The organism is Stenotrophomonas sp. 05N37, from assembly GCF_056397365.1.
Window position 1 is genome coordinate 400,060 of record NZ_JBFTNG010000002.1, and the last position, 18,136, is coordinate 418,195.

An 18,136-nucleotide genomic window follows, 5' to 3' on the forward strand; every position below is an offset into this window, starting at 1 on the left:
TTTGCACTGAATAAGCTAACAAAGTCCTTCAAAAACGAAGATATGAAAATGAATGAATGATAAATGGATGTTGCTGTTATTGGTTTTATTGAGTAAATGATTTAGGGGCGGGCGTTGTCAGCTGCACCTGCGCGCTAACTCAGTCCGGAGCGTATAGCGCGCCGTTTACATGGTCAGCACGGGGGCGGCGGCCCGGCTCGTCCACGCCTGCGCCAAGCCAAGACTTGGCCGGTCACGGCGGTGAGCAATAGCAATGCGTTGGTCACGACAAAGACGGTTGAACCTAGGAGAGCGCTGTAGATCGTGAACAGCGTGGATGCGGTCATTTGACCGACGAACAGCCACTTCGAAACGGCTTCGGGGTGGGGCGATCGCCACTGTTTGACCATTTGGCGGACTAAGGTGGCGATCAACACTACGGTCGCGGCCCAGCCGAGGATGTCCGGGTGCATCGATTTCCTTTGACCTGCATTGGCACGGTTCACGACACCATGCCCGGGCCGCCCCGGAGTTCGTGTGAGTGACCTCTAGAGATGGCGTGAGCGGCCCCCTTGGTCCGGGCGAGTGCATTTCGCCCATTGCGCCGTTGATGGCCCAAAACCTGCCCGGTAATCTCTCTTTCTTAGAGACTGGAAGAGAAGGGCTGTGAGCGACGAAGATCTGGATCAGAGGATTCGCCAAATCGATGGTTGGATCCGGGCCTTGACGAGCGAAGTGCACTTCCTGGACGAACGGGTCCATTTGCTGAAGCCTTTGGTAAAGGACAGTGATGTGCAGGCTGCCATGAAGGCTAAGCTTGACCATTCGCAAGGAGTGGGGCTCTGGAACCACTTGGTGCCACTCTTGGGTCAGGACTACATCCGCGAGCTTGCCAGGCTGTTTCTCGACAAGGGAGAGAAGACCGGTAGCCTCACGAACATCTGGCGCAAGCTTCAGGTGCCGGGGGTTCGCGAGCGCTATCGGGACAGCTATGGCGGTATGTTCGATGATCTAGAAGAAGAACCGATTGAGGGCATCAGTGAAGCGACGAGAGAAGAATGGCGGCAGCGACGACGCGACCGAAACAAGGACGTTTTTGACAAAGAGTGGGCCGCCCTCTCAGTAGCCATGGACCAAATTTCCCATGATCCTGTGGGCAAAAGCGTCAAGACGTTCCGTGACAAAAGGCATTCCCACTGGGAGATGCAGTTGATTGGTCAGGAGCCTGCGCCCTTTGACATCGGCGCACTGGACCTCACCTACGACGGCGTGTTTGAGTTTGGCAGGCGGTGCGAAAAGGTCTTGGCAGATCTTGGTAAGTTGCTCACCCATACGCACTGGGAACCTTCCGAGTTCAGTGAGATGAGCGCCGAGCAGGGAAGGGCACTTTGGTTGACCTTGGCTAATTGAGACAAGGTGGGCCGAGATCATTAGGGAATTTTCAAGACGATTGGGCCGACCGAAACCGGGTCGTCGTTGAAAGGTCGTGCTTCCAGTAGATTGCCTGCAATGGCAGGCTGTGCCCGGACGCGTGATCCCATCTTTGACCGTTGGAGCAGTCATGGAGCCTATGCCCTTAGCGCTTTTCGCCGTGTTCGCCCTCTCCTTGCCCAGGGGGTTGGGGTTCGGTGATGACCTTCCCGAAAGCGCGTGGAAGAGCTCGGATGGGATCACGGTGTGTGCGCTGACGAAAAATGTGATCACGGGTAACTTCGGAGTGCTTGTGATGCGGCGCCAAGTGGACGATGTCTGGGTTGTCCTTCGCAGAGAGGCAGACGCCTTTGATCTGTCGCGCGCCATGGAGATCATCAGGGATGCTTGCGGAGAGGCCGCAGGCAAGCTGCCGGTCCCTCCTGGGGTGAAGCGCCGTCCTCCACTTGTGGGCAAGGGTGCTAGGGAGTTCAGCGAAATTTTCAAACTTCTCGCGCACCCCTGCAGACGGCGCGGGGCATCGATGCTCAATGAGCTCTACTTGGCGATGCCAAACCCAGATGCCAATTGGGCCAGCGACTGTCGCACAGGAAATTTCCACACCCGACTCTGGGAAGCGCTTCTGTTTGCCAGCCTGAAGGAACAGGGCCTGTGGGTCGATCAGAATCATCCGTCACCAGATTTCTATGTGCGGAATCGGACGGGAGACGACGCATGGATTGAGGCCGTCACGACTAATCCCGTAGTGCCTTACGATCACGCCCATTCTCAAGAGGCCGAGCCACCTTTGAACCGGCGAGAAAGAATGCTGGGAGGGGCTGCCGAGCGTTATGCAAAGACCTTGAAGAACAAGTTAGACAAAGCGTATGTGCGCATGGATCACGTCGTTGGGAAGCCCTTCGCCATCGCCATTGCGGATTTCCATGCGCCCGGTTCGATGGTTTGGAGCCGTGTAGCGCTGATGGCGTACCTCTATGGGTTCTATGCGAAAGAGATAGAGGTGCGGGGCAAGCGGGTGGCGGTCTCTCAAGATGTGCATGTCCTGCCCGGCGCTCCCAAGATCCCGGCGGGCTTGTTCTTCACTCCGGAGGGTGAACAGTTGTCGGCTGTGATCTTCAGCCAAGGCGCGACCCTTGCAAAGCTCAGTCGCGTCCCTTACTCGTTCGATCTTCCCGCAGACGACTACCGTTACGTTCGCTTTGGAGAACTCAGCGATTTTACGCCCGGTGCCTTGCGCGGGGTGCCGTTCTGCATGGACGTAAACACAGACGAATACCGCGCGCTTTGGGCACCCTATGATCACGAGCCTTGGACGGCAGAGATGGAGGTGTTCCACAACCCGAACGCCAAGTATCCGTTGAGTCCCGCGCTTCTTCCAGAGGCCACGCACTGGCTTTCGGTTGATGGCGTGCTGGACTGCAAAGCCTTCTTTCAGAACATTGTTCTGAAGTCAAAAACCTTGATTCAAGGCGTAGATAGGCCTGTTCCGACTGTGGACGACCTGATCTTTAGGGAGACAACCGAAGGCGAAGAATGAGCGCTGCCAGTGGCCGGCAACGTCTCCCAGAGCGTGTGTAAGCCGCATCGGCGGTTTTGTTGCCTCAGTGCAGCCCTCGTGAACCTTTCGCTGCGTCGTCGAGGAGCTGGTTTCCCCGCATCACAGCAGCCTCGCGCACATACGGTTCCGCGCGCGCGTGCATGTGATTTGAAAGGGTGCCTAACAGTTCATCGTCATCGATCTTGTCCGCTCCAGCTAGAATCGCGAGGTCCGCGATTCGTTTGCGACGCTTGGCTTGCACGCGCCTTTCAAGGTCCTTTGCTTTGCTGTCTCGCCTTTGCTGTGCCAGCAAGTCTCTCGCTTGCAGCTGGGCGAGCCGTTTGGTCGCGCGGGCAATGCGTTCTTGGTAGTGATCAGTTGCGCTCATGTAGTTCTCCAGCGAATGCACGCCCAGTCAAGCAGAGAAATGCACGCCGTCAAGGATGCCTTTGAGTTCGATTCTAAAAGTGGCTGCGTGGGCGCTGGCGGCTGAATTCAACGCATCGTAGCGAAACGCAAGAGCGCACCTAGGCGTTCCTGCGGAACGCGTGCGCAAAGGGCTTCGCCCCTTGAACCCCAATCGCTTCCAGCGCTTGCGAAAATCCAAAGCCACGGCATAAACAAAGCCACATCCACTGCTTTGGAGCCGCATGGCCATCTACCACGCCAACGTCAAAACCTTCAGCCGAGCCAAGGGGCACTCGTCCGTCGCGGCAGCCGCCTACCGTGCCGGACTTCTTCTCGAAGATACGCGCACCGGGCAGCGCCACGACTACCGTCGGCGAGACGGCGTGGTTGAATCACGCTGCATCATTCCCGACGACGCACCAGGTTGGGCCCTGGTGCCTGCCTCGCTTTGGACGGAGGCCGAGGCCGCGGAACGCCGCAAGGATTCCACCATCGCGCGGGAGTTCGAGTTTGCGCTGCCCCACGAGCTTGACGATGACCAGCGATCGTCTCTTGCCCTCGCCGTGGCGCGGGCGTTGGTAGATCGTTACGGTTTTGCCGCACAAGCCAGCATCCACAGTCCCGGTAGCAAAGGAGGCATGAATTGGCATGTCCACATCCTGGCAACCACACGCCGGCTTGGCCCTGACGGCTTCCTGGACAAAACCCGAGAGCTCGACGGAGGCCCTGCGGGCCGGGCCGAGGTCGAGTGGATCCGGGAGTTGGTGGCCGCGACGACGAATGCGCATCTTGAAGCTGCGAATCTGGACGTTCGCGTGGATCACCGCAGTCTTAAGGCCCAGGCCGACGAGGCGCTCGCGCGCGGGGATCTCGTGGCTGCCGCAGTCCTGTCACGCGCCCCCACGCGTCACCTGGGAAAAGACGCGTCAGCCATCGAGCGCCGAGGGGAGTACTCAGAGCTAGGGGAGATGAACAGGTCCATTCAGGAGGCGAACCAACACGCCTTCGATGAAGTGCTAGCCCGGTTTGAACAGGAAAGCCGGGCTGCGGCGCCTGAGGGGCACAGTGAAGCGCAGGCCCACCGCGAGGCAAAGCGCTCGACAATCGATCAGACGCTTGCCTTCTCCGATGGTCAGATCGTTGTATCGCACGGGTTGGGCAAAGCCATCGGCGAGAGGCGCTCCGATGGCAGCACCGAGGGTGTTCCCAGGGAGGCCCCCTCGGTGGAGGCCATCCGGATTGAGGTGGTTCGCCAAGGCAACACGCTCAAGGATGAATTGGCTGGCCATGCGCTCCATTCCACGCTGAAAGCGGTCAGTGCACTGGCGAGCGGAGAAGTCGTTCCCGAAGAGTGCAAGGAGCATCGTTCGGCGCTCAACGGGCTGCTGCTGGGCTTGAAGCGATTTGCAGCAGCATTGGTCCGTTTCCCCAAGCGTCTTAAAGCTGTGCGCCGTGCGATCCGATTGCGGCACATGGCTGAACAGGCGTGGGACGACTTCGTGGCGAACCACCCGGAACCCGGGGTGTCTTGGACGGCTCGTGAGTGGGCCAGGCGTCGCGGCCGCCGGTTGGCGGCTCTGGAGCAGCGGTCTGCTGAGTTGGCTGCAGCCCAAGCTGCCGCAACCCCGGAGCAAGAGGCGATCTTGGCCGAAGACCTACGCTTGCGCGAGGAGTGCTTGGAGGCCGCGAGCGTGGCTGTCTTGGAACGTTGCTCTGTTCGAGCCGAGCCGACCCGGGAGGCGCAGTCGGACTTCCAGAAGCGGCCCGTCACGTCGGACGCGTCCCAGCCATCCGCCATTCCACGGCGCCCCCGGTTGCACTAAAGCAACGAGCCCCGCCTGGCGGGGCTCCTCTCGTTTCAGGTGGCATCCTTCAATGAACAGAAGGCCCCGAGTTCCGCGAGACTGAAGGTGGCGCACTCTTCTTGGCGCGGCTCCGCCGCCATTCGTCTGTCGGGATGAAAGTGCGGTCTACCACGGCTTCACGTGTGCGGGTTTGGGGGGCTGGATTGGGCGGAGTGAACTTGGCACCCCGTGGTTGGTCCTCCTCCCACTGTCGAATCAGTTCGGCGGACACGTCCAAGGCGTGCCTCACGTCTTCGACGCGATCGCTCAATTGGCGAGAGGAGCCTTGGGACATGAGCCCGATAAGCAGTTGGCTGGCGATTTGGAACTGTGGGTGAGAGAACATGGTTGAGCTCCTTTGAGCCGAGGTGGTGTGCTCATCAAAGCACCATCGCCCCTCTTGGCAACCCAGGATTTTGCGTCTTCTTTCACAGAAGCCGAAGTTGGTCGCGCTTAAAAACCATCAGCTTTAGTCGAGCTGAAGACGCGTATAGGCATGCCGATTGCACTTTGGCAGGGCTGGTCTTTGACTGGCTCGCGCAAGGCCAGGCATTGCTCTGAATACTAGATAGGGAAGCTCGATAGGCTCCCCCGCCTTGAGCAGCTCGATGTCCGCAATGCACTGAAGCTGCTTGCGCTGATGCTGCTGAAGATGGTCTGGCGACTCGCCGGACCTCCGACGAGCCAGAGCCGTGTCTCCTGGCTTGTGTTCAGCCAGCGAGGCCGCCCGCAACACCGCCAGCGATCGCGACAAAAATGGGATGTTCAAGGAGCTTGGCCAAGCGTGACTTGGCTTCTACCTTTTGTCCCTCTGTCGCACTCGATGCATCGATAGCTTGATGCAATGCCTGGATCGCTCCAACGACATTCTGGGTGTTGTGGTCGCCAATCTGGATGGAGTGCGAGCCTTGAATGTTGATGGTATTCGCTCGCTGCTGGTTTGTAGGGGGAGTTCCAATCTTCAGTTGGAAGTGAGGGCCAAAGCCACCGATGCCGACATCATAGAAAGGGGCGCTCTGGATGTAGGAGCGCTCAGTTTTCCCGCCTGGGAGCGTTCGGGTCACGTAGTCGCCAGAGTCCACGTCTGCGGTTGGGTCATTCAAGATGACGGTGGTTCCCGCAAAGGTGGCTTGGTAAGGGCCTTTAACTTCCCCAGACGGCTTTTCGATGAAGGCTTCCTGCTTCTTGCTGATCATGACGTTGAGCTCCTTTTCTATCGTTGCGAGTTGGGATTACATGAACAGTCGGTAGGGGTAGCTGTTTCCAGGAAGATCCTGAACGTTGGAGATGGTCCTGGCGAGCTTCTGGGAGTAGCGGATGCTGACGGGCACTGGGTCGTAGAGTGCGTCGTTGTTCCAGTCCATCTTGGTCAGCGCCAACGTTTCTTGGGCGATCGTTTCCAGTGGTCCGCTGCCCGCGTGACGGGTCAGTAGAAGTGGGCGGGGGATGCTCTTCCCGCCTTGGTAGTAGTCTGATTTGCTTGAAACGTCTGAAACATTGCCCGCAGCCCAAAGAAGAGCGGACTTGCCCGACCGGGGGAGAAAGGTGCCGCGGGGGACCGGATATCTCGCTGGTTGGGTGCGCGCATTCCCGCCAGAGGATTTGACCAGCCATACTCCCCGCCAAGTCGGTCTGGAGCTGATCTCGACGCATTCCACCTCGGGGACGGCGGTCAAGGCGTCGCGAGCGCCAAGAACCTCGTCTTCCTTGAACGCATTGCTCTTGTGAATGACCATTCGCCGAGGAAGAATGCCGCCATTGCGCTGTTGGTAGATCGATAGACTGCGGGCAATGACCGCTCGCATGTCTTCTCGTGACAAGAACGGATTTCTTCGTGCTTCGCGCACGTCCTTGACGGGATCTTTGGCCTCGAATGCCACGAACTGCATGCCGCCCCCGTCCATGTCGAACACTTGCGAGCAGCAGGTGACAAAGTGGGTTTCGTCGTTGACCTTCTTCAGCGCGTATGCCAAACCAATGTAGGCAGTATCCGCGGGCACTCCCGCCAGAGGGGCGAGCTTCCAGGGAATGCCGCCGGCTTTGACATAGAGTGCGATCGACAGTCTCCAAGCCAGCTGAGCCTTGTTGGAGAAGCTGAAGGTCCGGTCGTTGACCACTTGGGTTGGGATGCCGTGCTTTGCTCCCAATGCCTTGAGGACATCGTGCGCGTCGAACCCGGCCCCGGACGTGTGAGGAAGCCACGCCTCTGGGAGATGGACTAGAACCACGTCAAACTGTTCGTGTCTTGTGCTTAGTTGCGAGAGAGCTGCGTCGAAGGCGGCTACCAGGCGATGCTGAAGCGGGCCAGATCCTGGAAGTTCGTTGATGGAGTCGGGCCAGCGGATGTGGTTGACCTTGTCCGAGGAAGCCAAGTCCACGCCGAAGACGCTGGCGAAACCGGGAAAATCTGGGGCGTAGCCGCTTCTATCGCTAGCCCCATGTCGCTCTTTCAGCGACGCCATAAGTGCGCCCCGAGTCCAGAACGCACTTGCTGGGCCCACTGTGGCGATACGAACGGTGGGCGTGAACTGGCTGAATGTCTGGGACGAGAAGGGGCCGTAGTGCGCCAGCCCGCGAAGGGGGTGGACGTCTCGCCCCCCGGAGTGCTCAGGAGAAAAGGCCAGCTCCGGTTCCGAAAGCAAGGACAGCGGCGGTAGCTGCGAGCGAGAAACATCTACCATCACTGCCTCCGGTCAAAGTATTTGTCGTGATGTCCAGGACGACTGAAGCCGGTGAGCGGTGAAATGCGAAAAGCTGCATCTACTCCCTCTTGATCTTCTATTCCGAACGCGTGAAAGGTGACGCCGTGTGGGGACGTGAGCAAGCTCGCCCACGCGTCGATGATGTTGGCCCAAGCACCGTTGTACTTGGTCGCCCAGCGCTCTCGTCTCCAGTCAGCGGTCGGATCTGGCTTGCGCTGCGTCGACCAGCCCAGCGGGTCACCTTGGGCCGTGTCAGAAGGAGGCAGCCGCTCATCTTGCGGCGCTTCTACGGCAGTGTAGGGGTCAAACCCGCACCACCAGCGTCCCTCAATCTCTTCCAGCCGAACGGAGATACCCTCATTGTAGTTGCGGCCGTAAATCTGTCCGGTGAGCTTGCCGCCATAGGCTTCCTTGAGCTTTGCAAGCTGACTTTCACGACGCTGCCGCTGTTCTTCCGTTTCTCCGTCTCTCGCACTGGCAACCAGCAGAGAGTGACCGGAGCGCTTGAGTCTGGGAATCAACGGACGCCGCCGAGCCAATGCTCGCAGGAGGGCATCGTAGATGAGACCTAGCGCCCAGCTGTCTTGGGCAGGGTTCAGTGCCCAATGCCCGTTTAGCACTGGCTTCAGACTCTGCAATGACGTGAGGATTTCTGCATCTTTGCCGAAGGCTGCGAGCTCGTTACCAACCATTGCCACCGCCGACCGGCACTTGATGGCCTTGAGCATTTCCCGCACCTCAACGATGGAAGCTGGGTGGCCCAACGCTACTCTTCTTGCGGTTGTGGGGAGACTTTCCACGGGCAATGCGGAGAGGCGCAGCACGGGGAACTTCCGTGCTTCCGCCGTGCGCACCGGGACAGGAGCTGCGAACTGAGCGGGCTGGAACGACAGGACATGGTCCAGCAGTGGGGCTGGAAGGTTGATTTGATTGAGCAGATCGCCGGCCAACTCGTCGAACGTCGCGGACTCGATGATGAAGACATTGACGCCCTTAGAGGCGGCTTTTTCCAAGAGCACATTCACAGCCGGCAGGAGCTTGGCGCGGGAAGACGCGCACCAATAGAGGCCGCTCGGGAAGGGGTTCTCGTAGGTCAGGGTGGACTCAAGCGCCTCCATCACGGAGGAATCGCGGCCGCTGTAGCCGACAACGACCAGGCCGAACCGCTTGCAGGCTTCAACCATGGACCGGCGCAGGTCATGGTCTTGGGAAGCCAGCTCGCTCGTGGTGTTCTTCAGGGCTGTGGAACGGTAGTCGCCATGAAGCTTGGCGATGAGGGGCCAGTCCGACTCATCCAGGCAGCGCGTAGCCAGATTGGCAGAGTCTAGAGTCGCCACCGTAGGCTTGCCTGCGGCCCCTGGGGGCATTAGGGATGCCGCCAGCAGGGTGGATTCTTCAATCAGAGGGTCAAAGTTGGTGGTAAAGACGCAGGGGGCCTTTGATGCGCTTATCAGGCCGGCCAGCATGCGGTGCCCAAAACAGGGGGTGCCCTTGCTGATGGCGTCAGCGATGTATTGCCGACGATGGGTCTCTTGCGGATAAATCGCCTCGAACGCGGCCGCATACTCGGTCGGATCGTTAGGGGGCGGAAGGAGAGGGGTGCGAGAGAAGAACTCGTCAATGCGCTGAACCCACAGTGGATCACTCGGATCAACGTTTCTGCGAGGGAACCGGGTTTCTTGGCAATAGAGCCTGGCTTTGAAGTCCAGGATCATGTCGTAGCCGGTCGGGATGCCGGAGGCCGCAGAAGCGCCGGCACCGAGAAGCCACGCGTGAAGTTCGGGTCGGAGGGCAAAGGTTGTAGCGAACTTAGATGCAGAAATAACCTGGATGGATTTCGTCATCAGGCGGCTGTTGAGTAACCAAGTGAATGGGACAACTCAATCCTACTACCCCTCGTGTCTCATCTCCTCAGAGTCCGAGATTGGAATCGATTCCAATCAACAAAATGGGTCGCGCTTGCTGCAGGGGGCTTGTTGCGACGGTGTTGCGTTTTAAGTGCTGTTCGGCCGCCAATGGGCCGAAGTCATTGCTGCAGAAGGGTTTGCTTGCATATGATTCCGATGAATCCATCGTGCTTCATGAGGGGGGTGTGTTCGGGCTGCTTTTCGGTCACGCGGGGTCCATCAACGTCGGGGGCGGGCCGGGGGGCCGCCGGATGGACCATTGTAGGGGAGGGGGCGGAAGGGGCGAAGGCCGGGGTGGGGTCAGGCGTCGACCACGCGCACCTTCGGATGCGCGGCGAAGATCGCCATCACGATGTCGAAGTAGGTCTGGCCTTCGCCGCGGTCCAGGGCCTGCAGCTGTGCGCTCACGTGGGCGGTGTTGAACGTGCCGGGCGCGTCCAGCTTGGCCTGCAGCCAGGCGCGCGTGGCGGCGGTGCCGAGCGCTTCGCGGCTGTGTGCGATGTCTTTCCAATGCAGTTCCACCTGCGTCTGGCCGGCCAGCGCCCCGTAGCCGCCATGGAGCATGTCGTCCAGCGCGTCCAGGCTCGGACCGAGCTGCCAGTCCTCGCCGGCCATGAAGACGCGATTGATGGCGGCGTAGAAGCTGGCGATGTCGTCGATTGCGCTGCCGTCCAGCACCAGGCGGGCGCCGTGCGCAGGGTCGGCAGGGTGGAGGGAGCTGGGCATGCTGGGGTGCTCGGTCGGGTCCGTGTCGACCCTAGCAGCGCGACCGTTGCGTTCGCGGTAATGTCCGGCTGCAAGCCGCTCGTGCGTTGTCAGCGTGACTACCCGGGCCGCAGGGCAAGGGGCCGGCGGTGGTGCTGCTGCATGGGGTTGGCGATACCGGGGACACGTGGGCGCCGCGGGCCACCGCGTTGGCGGCCCGGCACACGGTGGTGGTGCTCGACCTGCGCCGCACGCGGCGGTCCTCGCACCCGGCCGACGGCTACGACAAACATGTCCAGGGCGGCGACGTGCGCGCGTTGCTGGCCTCGCTCGGCAGCCGGCAGGCGACGGTCATGGGCCACGACATCGGCTCGATGGTGGCCTTCGCCTAGGCAGCGCGTTATCACACGCTGACCCGACGCCTGGTGGTGATGGATGCGCCGGTGCCGGGCATTCCGCCGTGGGACGCCATCTGCGCGCACTGCGCGACGTTGTCCGCGCGGCCGGATGCGATGACGTCGGCGTTCGCCCAGTTTCTCGCCTTCCGATGGGATGGAGGCCAGCAAGGCCATGGTGGGAAACACATTGACGAAGCCGGTGTTGCCGGTGCTGGCGGTGGGCGGTGAGACGTCTTTTGCTGCCAACGAAGCGGTGGTGATGCGTAGTGCGGCGGTGGATGTCACCGAGGGGGTCATCGCGGGTGCGCGTCACTGGCTGATGGAAGAAGCACCGGAGGCGACCGTCGCGGCAGGGGGCCGCTTCATCGACGCACCGTCGCCACGCCAGCGCGGCGCGCGCGCGCCGGCTGGCACCTGAACGTCGTGCGCGCCGTTGACGCTGCGTGGACAAGATTTCACCGGTCATTGCAGGCCAGAGGGGGAGACTTCCCCCATGTCCTGCGAGTAAGGAGAAGACCGTGAAGAATATCCAACGCATGTTGTGCATGGGCGCGCTGGTCGCCGCATCGTTCGGCGCCGCCGCCCAGACCTACGGTCCGAAGGACGAAGGCCGCCGTTTCAATGACGGCAGCAAGGTGGTGTGCAAAAACGTGGAAGTGCAGCGCAACAGCAGGGATCCCAACCGTATCGCCGGTACCGCCACTGGTGCGGTCGTCGGTGGCCTGCTTGGTAACCAGGTGGGCGGCGGCAACGGCAAGAAGCTGGCCACGGTGGCTGGTGCGGTGGCCGGCGGTGCGGCCGGCCGCAATATCCAGGGCCGCAGCCAGCAGAACAACGGCGACCGCGTGGTCGAGCGCCGTTGCGAGCGCCAGTACCGCTGATCCTGGCGGACATCGCCGAGTTTGCCTCGACGCCGGCCCCAGGGCCGGCGTCGTCGTAAGTGGGGGCTGGGAAGTCGCGAGGACGGCCGTATACTCCGCCGACACCCAAGGACGACCTGCCCGTGAGCGAAGCGCTTGAGCCTGGCAGCACCCCCGGCCTTCCGCCACCGGAGCCGGACCATGCGGGACGCTTCGCGCGGTTGCGCGAACGCACCGATGAACTGGAGTTGTTCATCTCCGGCCTGCTCGCTTTTGCGCTGCTGGCCGTGCCCGGGCGCATCTTCGAGGCCTGGGCGACCAGTACCGTGCACACCGAAGGCGTCTACGCGTATGCGCTCTGGTTTGGCTTCAGCACCAGCGTTGGCCTCTGTTACGTCGTCGCCGTCGCGCTGATCGCCCACCTCGCCATCCGCGGCTACTGGGTGGGGCTGGTCGGCCTGAAGATCCACTTCCCCGAAGGCATCCGCTGGGATCGCATCCCGCTGTTGGGCCCGGTGTCGCGTGGCTTCTACCAGTCGCGGGTGGGCACGCTCGAACAGTCGATCGCCAATGCCGACAAGGCCGCCTCCACCCTGTTTGCCGCAACGCTGCTGTTTGCCTTGACCATGGTGCTGATCGGCGCCGGCTCGGTGGTGCTGCTGGCCGTTGCCGGTGCGGTGGGCGCGCTGTTCGGCAATACCGATCGCATCGCCCTGCTGATCGTCGGGTCGTTCTTCGGTCTGTTCATCCTGCTCAATCTGGTGCCGTTGTCGCTCGAGAAGTGGATCGCGTCGCGCAAGGCGCGGGGCGCCGCGAGCGCGCGCATCGAGCGGACGATGCGGGGCGTGCTGGCGATCAACCAGTGGCTGGTTCCGATGCGCCTGCTGCTGCCGGTGCAGTTGACCCTGCAGAGCAATCGCTACGCGCGCAATTTCATGGTGGCGTACTTCGTGGCGGTGATGGTGGCGATGACCATCGGCGGCGTGCAGGCGATCAGTTCGATGGAGTTCTCACTGTTCAACCGCTACGCCGTGGTCACCGAGGATGCCGTCGAAGAGGGCATGCTCAGTGCGCACTACGAGTCGCTGCGGGTCGAGCACGACCGCCTGCTGCGCTACCCGATGATCCCCAGCGACGTGGTGGAGGGCACCCTGCTGCGGGTGTTCATCCCGCACCAGCCGCAACGCGACAACGCGCTGGCACGGCAGCACTGCGCCGCGTTGCCGGAGGGCCGCAACCGTTTGCGGGGTCCGGCTGCCGAGGCCGCGGCGGTGCAGTGCCTGGCGCGCTTCTGGACCGTCACCCTGGACGGCAACCCGGTGGCGCTGGATGGCTTCGTCGCGATGGAGCGCCGCGACCTGGAAATGCGCGGGCTGGTCGGCTACCTGCCGCTGTCGGCGCTGGCGCCGGGGCGGCACGACCTTCGCCTGGTGTGGAACGCGTCCGGGCCCGAGCGCGGGACCGATCGCCAGCGCCGTTACCGCATTCCGTTCTGGTACGCACCGGATGCCGCGCGCTGAGCAGGTTCAGCGCGTGCGCGTGCCCAGCCGCCAGATCGCCAGCGCGCCGTACAGCACCAGCAGCCCGGCCAGCGTCCACAGGTCGTGGCGGACCTCCCAGAGACTGGCGTCCATCTGGTTCAGCCGCACCATCAGGTTGATGCCCGCCGTAGTGGGCAGCAGGTGCGCCAGTGCGACCAGCGCCGGCGGCGAGGTGACCGCCGGCCAGGACAGGTTGGCCAGGAAGAACAGCGGGATCGAGCAGGCGATGACCACCTGGAAGGCGCGTTCGCGGGTGGCGAAGTAGCTGCCGATGAACATGCCGAAGGCGACCGTGGCGGTGATGAACAAGGTGCCGCCAAGCACCTGGCCCAGCGGGTTTCCACCGCGCGGATAGTCCTGCACCCAGGCGGTGAACCCGGCGTAGTAGAGCAGGCCAAGCAGGCCGACGAGGCTGAAGCCCACGGCCATCCCGGCGAGCGTGGGCAGGTCGAATTGCAGCCGTCGGCCCAGTGCCAGCCGGCGCGCGCCGAGCAGCACGCCGATGCCCATCAGCAGCGTCTGGTGCACGATCAGTTCGGCCACGCCGGGCACGATGGCACTGCCGTAGCCTTCCTGGGTGTTGAACAGTGGCCGTTGCACCAGGGTGATCGGCGCGGGTTGCGGCGCCCCCATGAAGGCGGCCTGGCCCACGGCGGCCTCGCGGGCGAACGCGGTCAAAGCCTCGGCGACGCCTCCCAGCACCCAGCTGGCGCGGCCCAGGTAGGCGCCGTTGCCCATCAACACCAGGTGGCCGGCGCTGCCGCGCAGGATGTCGCGCTCGAGGTTGGGGGGTATCAGCAGGATGCCCTCGGCGTCGCCCCGTTCGAGCGCGTGCCGGGCCTGGTCGATGCTGCGTGGCTGGCCGACGATGCGTACCGTGCGCAGCGCATCCACGCGGCGCAGCAGTTCGCGGCTGGTGCTGCTCTGGTCGTGGTCCACCACCAGGATGGGCAGGTTGCTCGCGACCTGGTGACGGTAGGCGGCGGGATAGAAGAACGAGTACAGCACCACCGCGCCGATCATCAGCACCCGCGCGTAGCGGTCCGTGAGCACCGCGCGCAGGGTCTGGCGCAGGCTGCTGACGAAGCGGTTCATGCGCTGGCTCCGTCGTACGTGGCCGGCACGGTGCGCGAGGCGGCGATCAGCCGCCAGCCACCGATGCCTCCGGCCACCGCCACCATCAGCAGCAGGGTGGCCAGCGGCCATAGCGACACGCTCCACGGCGCGCCGATGAACTGCTGCTGGGTCTGCAGTTTGACGTAGGCGGTGAGCGGCAGCAGCAGATTCCAGACCCGGGTGAACAGCGGGGCATCGACTACCGGGAAGGTGGCGCCGGAGAAGGCCAGCGCGGTGCCGATGCTCAGGCCGATCGCCGACAGCGCGGTGCCCATGTCGCGGGTGAGCCCGACAAACAGCAGCGCCACCGCCGCGCAGGCGAGATAGAACAGCGGCTGGCCGAGCATCAGCAGCGCCAGGCTGCCGGCCACGCCATCGCCACGCAGCAGCGCCAGGTACAGCACGCCGAGCGCGCCATACAGTGAGAACAGGCCGACATACGGGGTGAGCTTGCCGGCGATCGCCGCCCACGGCGACTGGCCCAGCCAGTCGCGCAGGCGCCCGTCGCGGACTTCACGGCCGAGGCTGGCGGCCACCGCCAGCGCAAGGCCGAGCGACAGCACGGCGGGGAACACCAGCGGCAGCAGGAACAGTTCGTAGCTGCGTGCCGGGTTGTGCAGGATGTCCGACTGCACCGCGATCGGGGGCGCGCGCAATTTGGCCGGGCCCACCTGCTTGCCGATCTGCCCGGCGAGCAGGCGCGCGTTCCAGGCCCCTGCCGCCTCGACGATATCGCGGACCGCCGATTGCCCGGTGGTGAGGTAGGTGGCGTTGTAGTACGCGAACACCGTGCCCTGGCTGCCGCGCAGCGCCTGGCGGGTGGCATCGCGCGGTATCAGCACCACGGCGAACACCTCCAGTTGGCGCAGCTGCGATTGCGCCTGGTCCAGGCTGGCCGGCTGGCTGGCCACGCGCAGCCCCGGGCTGGCATCGAGCATGCGTGCCAGCAGGCGGCTCTGTGCGCTGCGGTCGAGGTCGACGATGGCGATGGGGATGTCGCGCATCACCGAGGCGGCGAACAGCCACGCCATCACCGCCAGCATCAGCAGCGGCAACAGCGTCACCAGCAGGCCATCGGCACGATCGTGGCGCAGGTGCTGCAGCTCGCGCCGGAACGAGGCGGCGAAGCCGGCCCGTGCCGCTGCGTTCATCCCTGCGGCCACGCGAACAGCACGCTCATCCCCGGACGGAAGCCGTCCACGCGCGCAGTGGGGCGCAGGCGGATCTCGAAGCTGCGCACGTCGTAGCCGGAGGACTGACGGGTGCTTCGCCAGGTGGCGTAGTCGCCGGCGGGGTTGATGAAGTACACCTCGAACTCGGCGTCGCGGCCCAGCGCGGGAACGCTGCCGCGCAGGCGGCTGCCGACCTTCAGCCCGCGCATCTGCGATTCGCGCAGGTTCACCGAGACCCACATGCGGTTGATGTCCACCAGGGTGAACACCGGGTAGCCGGCCGGGACCAGTTCGCCGATATCGGCCATGCGTTTGTTGATCTCGCCCGCGAGCGGGGCGCGCCCGTGGACTTCGTCGCGCGCGGCATCCACTTCGGCCACCGCGCCCTGGGCCTGCCGGACCTGGCCTTGCGCGGCGCGCTTGTCCTGGTCGCGGGCGCCGGCCAGTGCCTGGTCGTACTGTGCGCGGGCGGCATTGGACAGCTCGCGCGAACTGCGCGCCTGGGCCAGGGCCTCGTCGCGCTTCTGCCGGCTCATCACGCCTTCGTTGAACAGGTTCTGCACGCGCTGGTAGGTGGCATCGGCCAGCGTCGCCCCGGCCTCGGCGCGCTTCCAGTTGGCCTGCGCGGCGCGGATGTCTTCACTGCGGGCCCCTTCGTCGGCCTTGTCGGCCACCGCACGCGCGGCCTCCAGCGCCCCGTGGGCCTGCTCTTCCTTGGCGGCGACTTCGGGGCTGTCCAGTACGAACAGCACCTGCCCGGCGGCGACCCGGTCGCCCTCATGCACCTTCAGCTCGGCCAGGCGTGCGGTGATCTTGGCGGCCACGTTGATCGTGTCGGCGTCGGCCATGCCCTGCAACTGCTCGGCGGGCGTGCGCCAGGCCAGCCACAGCCCCACCACCACCACGATCGCCAGGACCAGCGCGATGACGATACCGAGCTTGCGCTTGTTCGGCGGCGGCGCGTCGGCCGGCCCCTGCAATGTGTCATTCATGGGCGATCACCTCGTCGGCGCGACGGCGGAATTCTTCATAACGGTCCATCTGTCCACTGATCTCCAGCAGGTGTGCCAGGGCCACGTCGTACTGGTAGGCGGCCTGCGCGCGTTCCACCTGCGCACCGCCCAGCCCCAGCCGCGCATCGATGACATCCAGCGAGGTGGCCTGGCCCTCGCGGAACGCCAGTTCCTGCAGGCGCAGGTTCTCGCGGTTCTGCGCCAGGCTGCTGTCCAGCAGCAGGAACTGCTGGCGGGCGGTATCCAGCTCGTACCAGGCCTTGCGCACGCCCAGCGTCACCTGGTTCTCCGCTTCGCGCAGGCCGGCTTCGGCCTGGTCCTGCTGCGCGCGCGCCGCACTGATCTGCGCCGGGCGCGAGGTCGGCGACAGGAAGGTGTACTTCAGGCCGATGCCGAAGGCCCAGTCCGGGTCGGTCAGCATCTCGTCGCGCCGGCGGAAATCGTACTGGCCGAACAGGTACACGGTGGGCTTGAGCTTGGCCTGCTGCACGCGCACGCCCTGCTCGGCCTGCGCGACCAGCGCCCGCAGGCGCGCGATCTGTGGCTGGCGGGCCTGCGCATCGCGTTCGAAGCTGGCCAGTTGGCCGATGGGCATGCGGTGCACGAACAGCGGCGAGAGCGGCCGCACCTCGCCACCACTGCGCAGCAGCGTGGCCAACGCGGCCTTGAGGGTCTGCAGGTCGTTGAGCGACTTCTGGTAATCGCGCTCGGCCTTGTCGCGGGCCACGTTGGCCTGCAGGCGCTGGGCGCGGGTGGCGAAGCCTTCGCGCTCCAGCTTCAGTGCGTCGTCGAGATGGCGCTGCAGACCGTCGCGCACATCGCGGCGCACGTCTACCGCCTGTTCGGCCAGGCGCTGCCCGAAGTAAGCCTGGGCCAATTGCACGCTCAGCGACTGCCGCTGCGATTCGCGCTCGGCGGTGGCCTGGTCGGTGGCACCGGCGGCGGCCTGCTGTGCGGCCGGGATCAGCCCGCCGGTATACAGCGGGAGTACCGCGGTCACCACCGGGCGGGTGCGCCAGTCGCGCTCGGTGAACTGCAACGGCGAGTCGATGCCGAAGGCCTCGGCGACCGGGGTGAGCGAGCCCAGCGGCAGGGTCAGGGTCTTCTGGAACTGCAGGCGGCGCACTTCACCGGTGATCTCCGGCAGGCGCAGCAGCCGGGTCGCATCCTGCAGGTCCTGCTTGTTGCGCACCGAGGCATCGGCGGCAGCCAGCGCATCGGACACCTGCTCGAGTCGTTGTTGGGACTGTTGCCAGTCCAGTGCGGGGACCGCGGCATCGCCGAGGGGGGACTGAGCCATCACCGCGCCACTGCATAACAGCAGGGCAGTGCAGTGGAATCCTTTCGTTGCGCGCGCAAGCGCCATGGGCCTGATCACGATTGGGCGTTCGGTATGTAAAACATTCGGCAAAGTATGGTGGGCGCTGCGTGAAGCCCGGGTCTTCACGTGCGCTGGCGAAGGTGTTGCGCGGCCGTCGCGCGAATCGCGTCGGTGATGTGCTGGAACGTTGACGAGCAAACGG

At 63.7% G+C, this 18,136-nt stretch carries 17 protein-coding genes; 7 read left to right on the forward strand and 10 right to left on the reverse strand.

Annotation, left to right across the window (positions count from 1 at the left end; genetic code table 11):
* Nucleotides 1-173: 173 nt before the first annotated feature.
* The gene (locus AC1DGC_RS08420; protein WP_180873864.1) at nt 174-452 is read right to left on the reverse strand and encodes a hypothetical protein; all 279 of its coding nucleotides are present in this window, start codon (nt 450-452) and stop codon (nt 174-176) included.
* Between the two features lie 193 nt (nt 453-645).
* Between AC1DGC_RS08420 and AC1DGC_RS08425 the strand changes: the two genes are divergently transcribed.
* Together AC1DGC_RS08425 and AC1DGC_RS08430 are read left to right on the forward strand one after the other, a co-directional pair.
* A complete protein-coding gene (locus AC1DGC_RS08425) occupies nt 646-1,389 on the forward strand; it encodes an AbiU2 domain-containing protein (protein ID WP_317215001.1) in 744 nt (247 codons plus the stop codon).
* Between the two features lie 151 nt (nt 1,390-1,540).
* Nucleotides 1,541-2,947 carry a hypothetical protein gene (locus AC1DGC_RS08430; protein ID WP_478047652.1) on the forward strand — a complete coding sequence of 469 codons (1,407 nt, stop codon included), beginning with the start codon at nt 1,541-1,543 and terminating at the stop codon, nt 2,945-2,947.
* Between the two features lie 64 nt (nt 2,948-3,011).
* Here the strand turns inward: AC1DGC_RS08430 and AC1DGC_RS08435 are convergent, their stop codons facing one another.
* Nucleotides 3,012-3,335, reverse strand: a complete 324-nt coding sequence (locus tag AC1DGC_RS08435; RefSeq protein WP_478047653.1) for a hypothetical protein — start codon at nt 3,333-3,335, stop codon at nt 3,012-3,014.
* 262 nt (nt 3,336-3,597) lie between these two features.
* On the opposite strand from AC1DGC_RS08435, the gene AC1DGC_RS08440 reads away from it, so the two are divergent.
* The gene (locus tag AC1DGC_RS08440; RefSeq protein WP_478047654.1) at nt 3,598-5,178 is read left to right on the forward strand and encodes a MobA/MobL family protein; all 1,581 of its coding nucleotides are present in this window, start codon (nt 3,598-3,600) and stop codon (nt 5,176-5,178) included.
* 731 nt (nt 5,179-5,909) lie between these two features.
* Here the strand turns inward: AC1DGC_RS08440 and AC1DGC_RS08445 are convergent.
* The 4 genes from AC1DGC_RS08445 to AC1DGC_RS08460 form a co-directional block, all read right to left on the reverse strand.
* Nucleotides 5,910-6,395, reverse strand: coding sequence for an RIP homotypic interaction motif-containing protein (locus AC1DGC_RS08445; protein WP_099562670.1), 486 nt, complete (start codon nt 6,393-6,395; stop codon nt 5,910-5,912).
* 36 nt (nt 6,396-6,431) lie between these two features.
* A complete protein-coding gene (locus tag AC1DGC_RS08450) occupies nt 6,432-7,661 on the reverse strand; it encodes an argonaute/piwi family protein (protein WP_478047655.1) in 1,230 nt (409 codons plus the stop codon).
* 218 nt (nt 7,662-7,879) lie between these two features.
* Nucleotides 7,880-9,745, reverse strand: a complete 1,866-nt coding sequence (locus AC1DGC_RS08455) for an SIR2 family protein (protein WP_478047656.1) — start codon at nt 9,743-9,745, stop codon at nt 7,880-7,882.
* A gap of 363 nt (nt 9,746-10,108) precedes the next feature.
* Nucleotides 10,109-10,534, reverse strand: coding sequence for a barstar family protein (locus tag AC1DGC_RS08460; protein WP_394161424.1), 426 nt, complete (start codon nt 10,532-10,534; stop codon nt 10,109-10,111).
* A 128-nt stretch (nt 10,535-10,662) separates the two neighbouring features.
* Here AC1DGC_RS08460 and AC1DGC_RS08465 point away from each other — a divergent pair, with 128 nt between their 5' ends.
* From AC1DGC_RS08465 to AC1DGC_RS08480, 4 genes are all read left to right on the forward strand, one after another.
* Nucleotides 10,663-10,905, forward strand: coding sequence for an alpha/beta fold hydrolase (locus tag AC1DGC_RS08465; RefSeq protein WP_478047657.1), 243 nt, complete (start codon nt 10,663-10,665; stop codon nt 10,903-10,905).
* A gap of 160 nt (nt 10,906-11,065) precedes the next feature.
* Nucleotides 11,066-11,329, forward strand: coding sequence for a hypothetical protein (locus tag AC1DGC_RS08470; protein WP_478047658.1), 264 nt, complete (start codon nt 11,066-11,068; stop codon nt 11,327-11,329).
* Nucleotides 11,330-11,447: 118 nt separating this feature from the next.
* On the forward strand, nt 11,448-11,792 hold the full coding sequence (locus AC1DGC_RS08475) for a glycine zipper 2TM domain-containing protein (protein WP_259204942.1): 345 nt from the start codon (nt 11,448-11,450) through the stop codon (nt 11,790-11,792).
* A 122-nt stretch (nt 11,793-11,914) separates the two neighbouring features.
* Nucleotides 11,915-13,291: a hypothetical protein gene (locus AC1DGC_RS08480; RefSeq protein ID WP_478047659.1), complete on the forward strand. Its 1,377-nt coding sequence runs from the start codon at nt 11,915-11,917 to the stop codon at nt 13,289-13,291.
* A 6-nt stretch (nt 13,292-13,297) separates the two neighbouring features.
* On the opposite strand, the gene AC1DGC_RS08485 is transcribed toward AC1DGC_RS08480, so the two are convergent.
* Genes AC1DGC_RS08485 through AC1DGC_RS08500 form a run of 4 tightly spaced genes read right to left on the reverse strand, consistent with a single transcriptional unit; the run spans nt 13,298 to nt 17,913 of the window.
* Complete coding sequence (locus tag AC1DGC_RS08485; protein WP_478047660.1) at nt 13,298-14,407, reverse strand: ABC transporter permease; 1,110 nt, start codon at nt 14,405-14,407, stop codon at nt 13,298-13,300.
* A complete protein-coding gene (locus AC1DGC_RS08490) occupies nt 14,404-15,579 on the reverse strand; it encodes an ABC transporter permease (RefSeq protein WP_478047661.1) in 1,176 nt (391 codons plus the stop codon). Before AC1DGC_RS08490 ends, AC1DGC_RS08485 begins: the two co-directional genes overlap by 4 nt.
* Nucleotides 15,576-16,592 carry an HlyD family secretion protein gene (locus tag AC1DGC_RS08495; RefSeq protein ID WP_259203944.1) on the reverse strand — a complete coding sequence of 339 codons (1,017 nt, stop codon included), beginning with the start codon at nt 16,590-16,592 and terminating at the stop codon, nt 15,576-15,578. Before AC1DGC_RS08495 ends, AC1DGC_RS08490 begins: the two co-directional genes overlap by 4 nt.
* Nucleotides 16,585-17,913, reverse strand: coding sequence for a TolC family protein (locus AC1DGC_RS08500; RefSeq protein ID WP_394161411.1), 1,329 nt, complete (start codon nt 17,911-17,913; stop codon nt 16,585-16,587). The genes AC1DGC_RS08495 and AC1DGC_RS08500 overlap by 8 nt, the downstream gene beginning before the upstream one ends.
* Between the last annotated feature and the right edge of the window lie 223 nt (nt 17,914-18,136).

Coding starts and splice junctions, on each gene's coding strand:
- AC1DGC_RS08485 (WP_478047660.1), bottom strand. CDS start 14,407: ATGAACCGCTTCGTCAGCAGCCTGCGCCAGACCCTGCGCGCGGTGCTC.
- AC1DGC_RS08435 (WP_478047653.1), bottom strand. CDS start 3,335: ATGAGCGCAACTGATCACTACCAAGAACGCATTGCCCGCGCGACCAAA.
- AC1DGC_RS08490 (WP_478047661.1), bottom strand. CDS start 15,579: ATGAACGCAGCGGCACGGGCCGGCTTCGCCGCCTCGTTCCGGCGCGAG.
- AC1DGC_RS08495 (WP_259203944.1), bottom strand. CDS start 16,592: ATGAATGACACATTGCAGGGGCCGGCCGACGCGCCGCCGCCGAACAAG.
- AC1DGC_RS08430 (WP_478047652.1), top strand. CDS start 1,541: ATGGAGCCTATGCCCTTAGCGCTTTTCGCCGTGTTCGCCCTCTCCTTG.
- AC1DGC_RS08450 (WP_478047655.1), bottom strand. CDS start 7,661: ATGGCGTCGCTGAAAGAGCGACATGGGGCTAGCGATAGAAGCGGCTAC.
- AC1DGC_RS08445 (WP_099562670.1), bottom strand. CDS start 6,395: ATGATCAGCAAGAAGCAGGAAGCCTTCATCGAAAAGCCGTCTGGGGAA.
- AC1DGC_RS08470 (WP_478047658.1), top strand. CDS start 11,066: ATGGAGGCCAGCAAGGCCATGGTGGGAAACACATTGACGAAGCCGGTG.
- AC1DGC_RS08500 (WP_394161411.1), bottom strand. CDS start 17,913: ATGGCTCAGTCCCCCCTCGGCGATGCCGCGGTCCCCGCACTGGACTGG.
- AC1DGC_RS08475 (WP_259204942.1), top strand. CDS start 11,448: ATGTTGTGCATGGGCGCGCTGGTCGCCGCATCGTTCGGCGCCGCCGCC.
- AC1DGC_RS08455 (WP_478047656.1), bottom strand. CDS start 9,745: ATGACGAAATCCATCCAGGTTATTTCTGCATCTAAGTTCGCTACAACC.
- AC1DGC_RS08440 (WP_478047654.1), top strand. CDS start 3,598: ATGGCCATCTACCACGCCAACGTCAAAACCTTCAGCCGAGCCAAGGGG.
- AC1DGC_RS08460 (WP_394161424.1), bottom strand. CDS start 10,534: ATGCCCAGCTCCCTCCACCCTGCCGACCCTGCGCACGGCGCCCGCCTG.
- AC1DGC_RS08420 (WP_180873864.1), bottom strand. CDS start 452: ATGCACCCGGACATCCTCGGCTGGGCCGCGACCGTAGTGTTGATCGCC.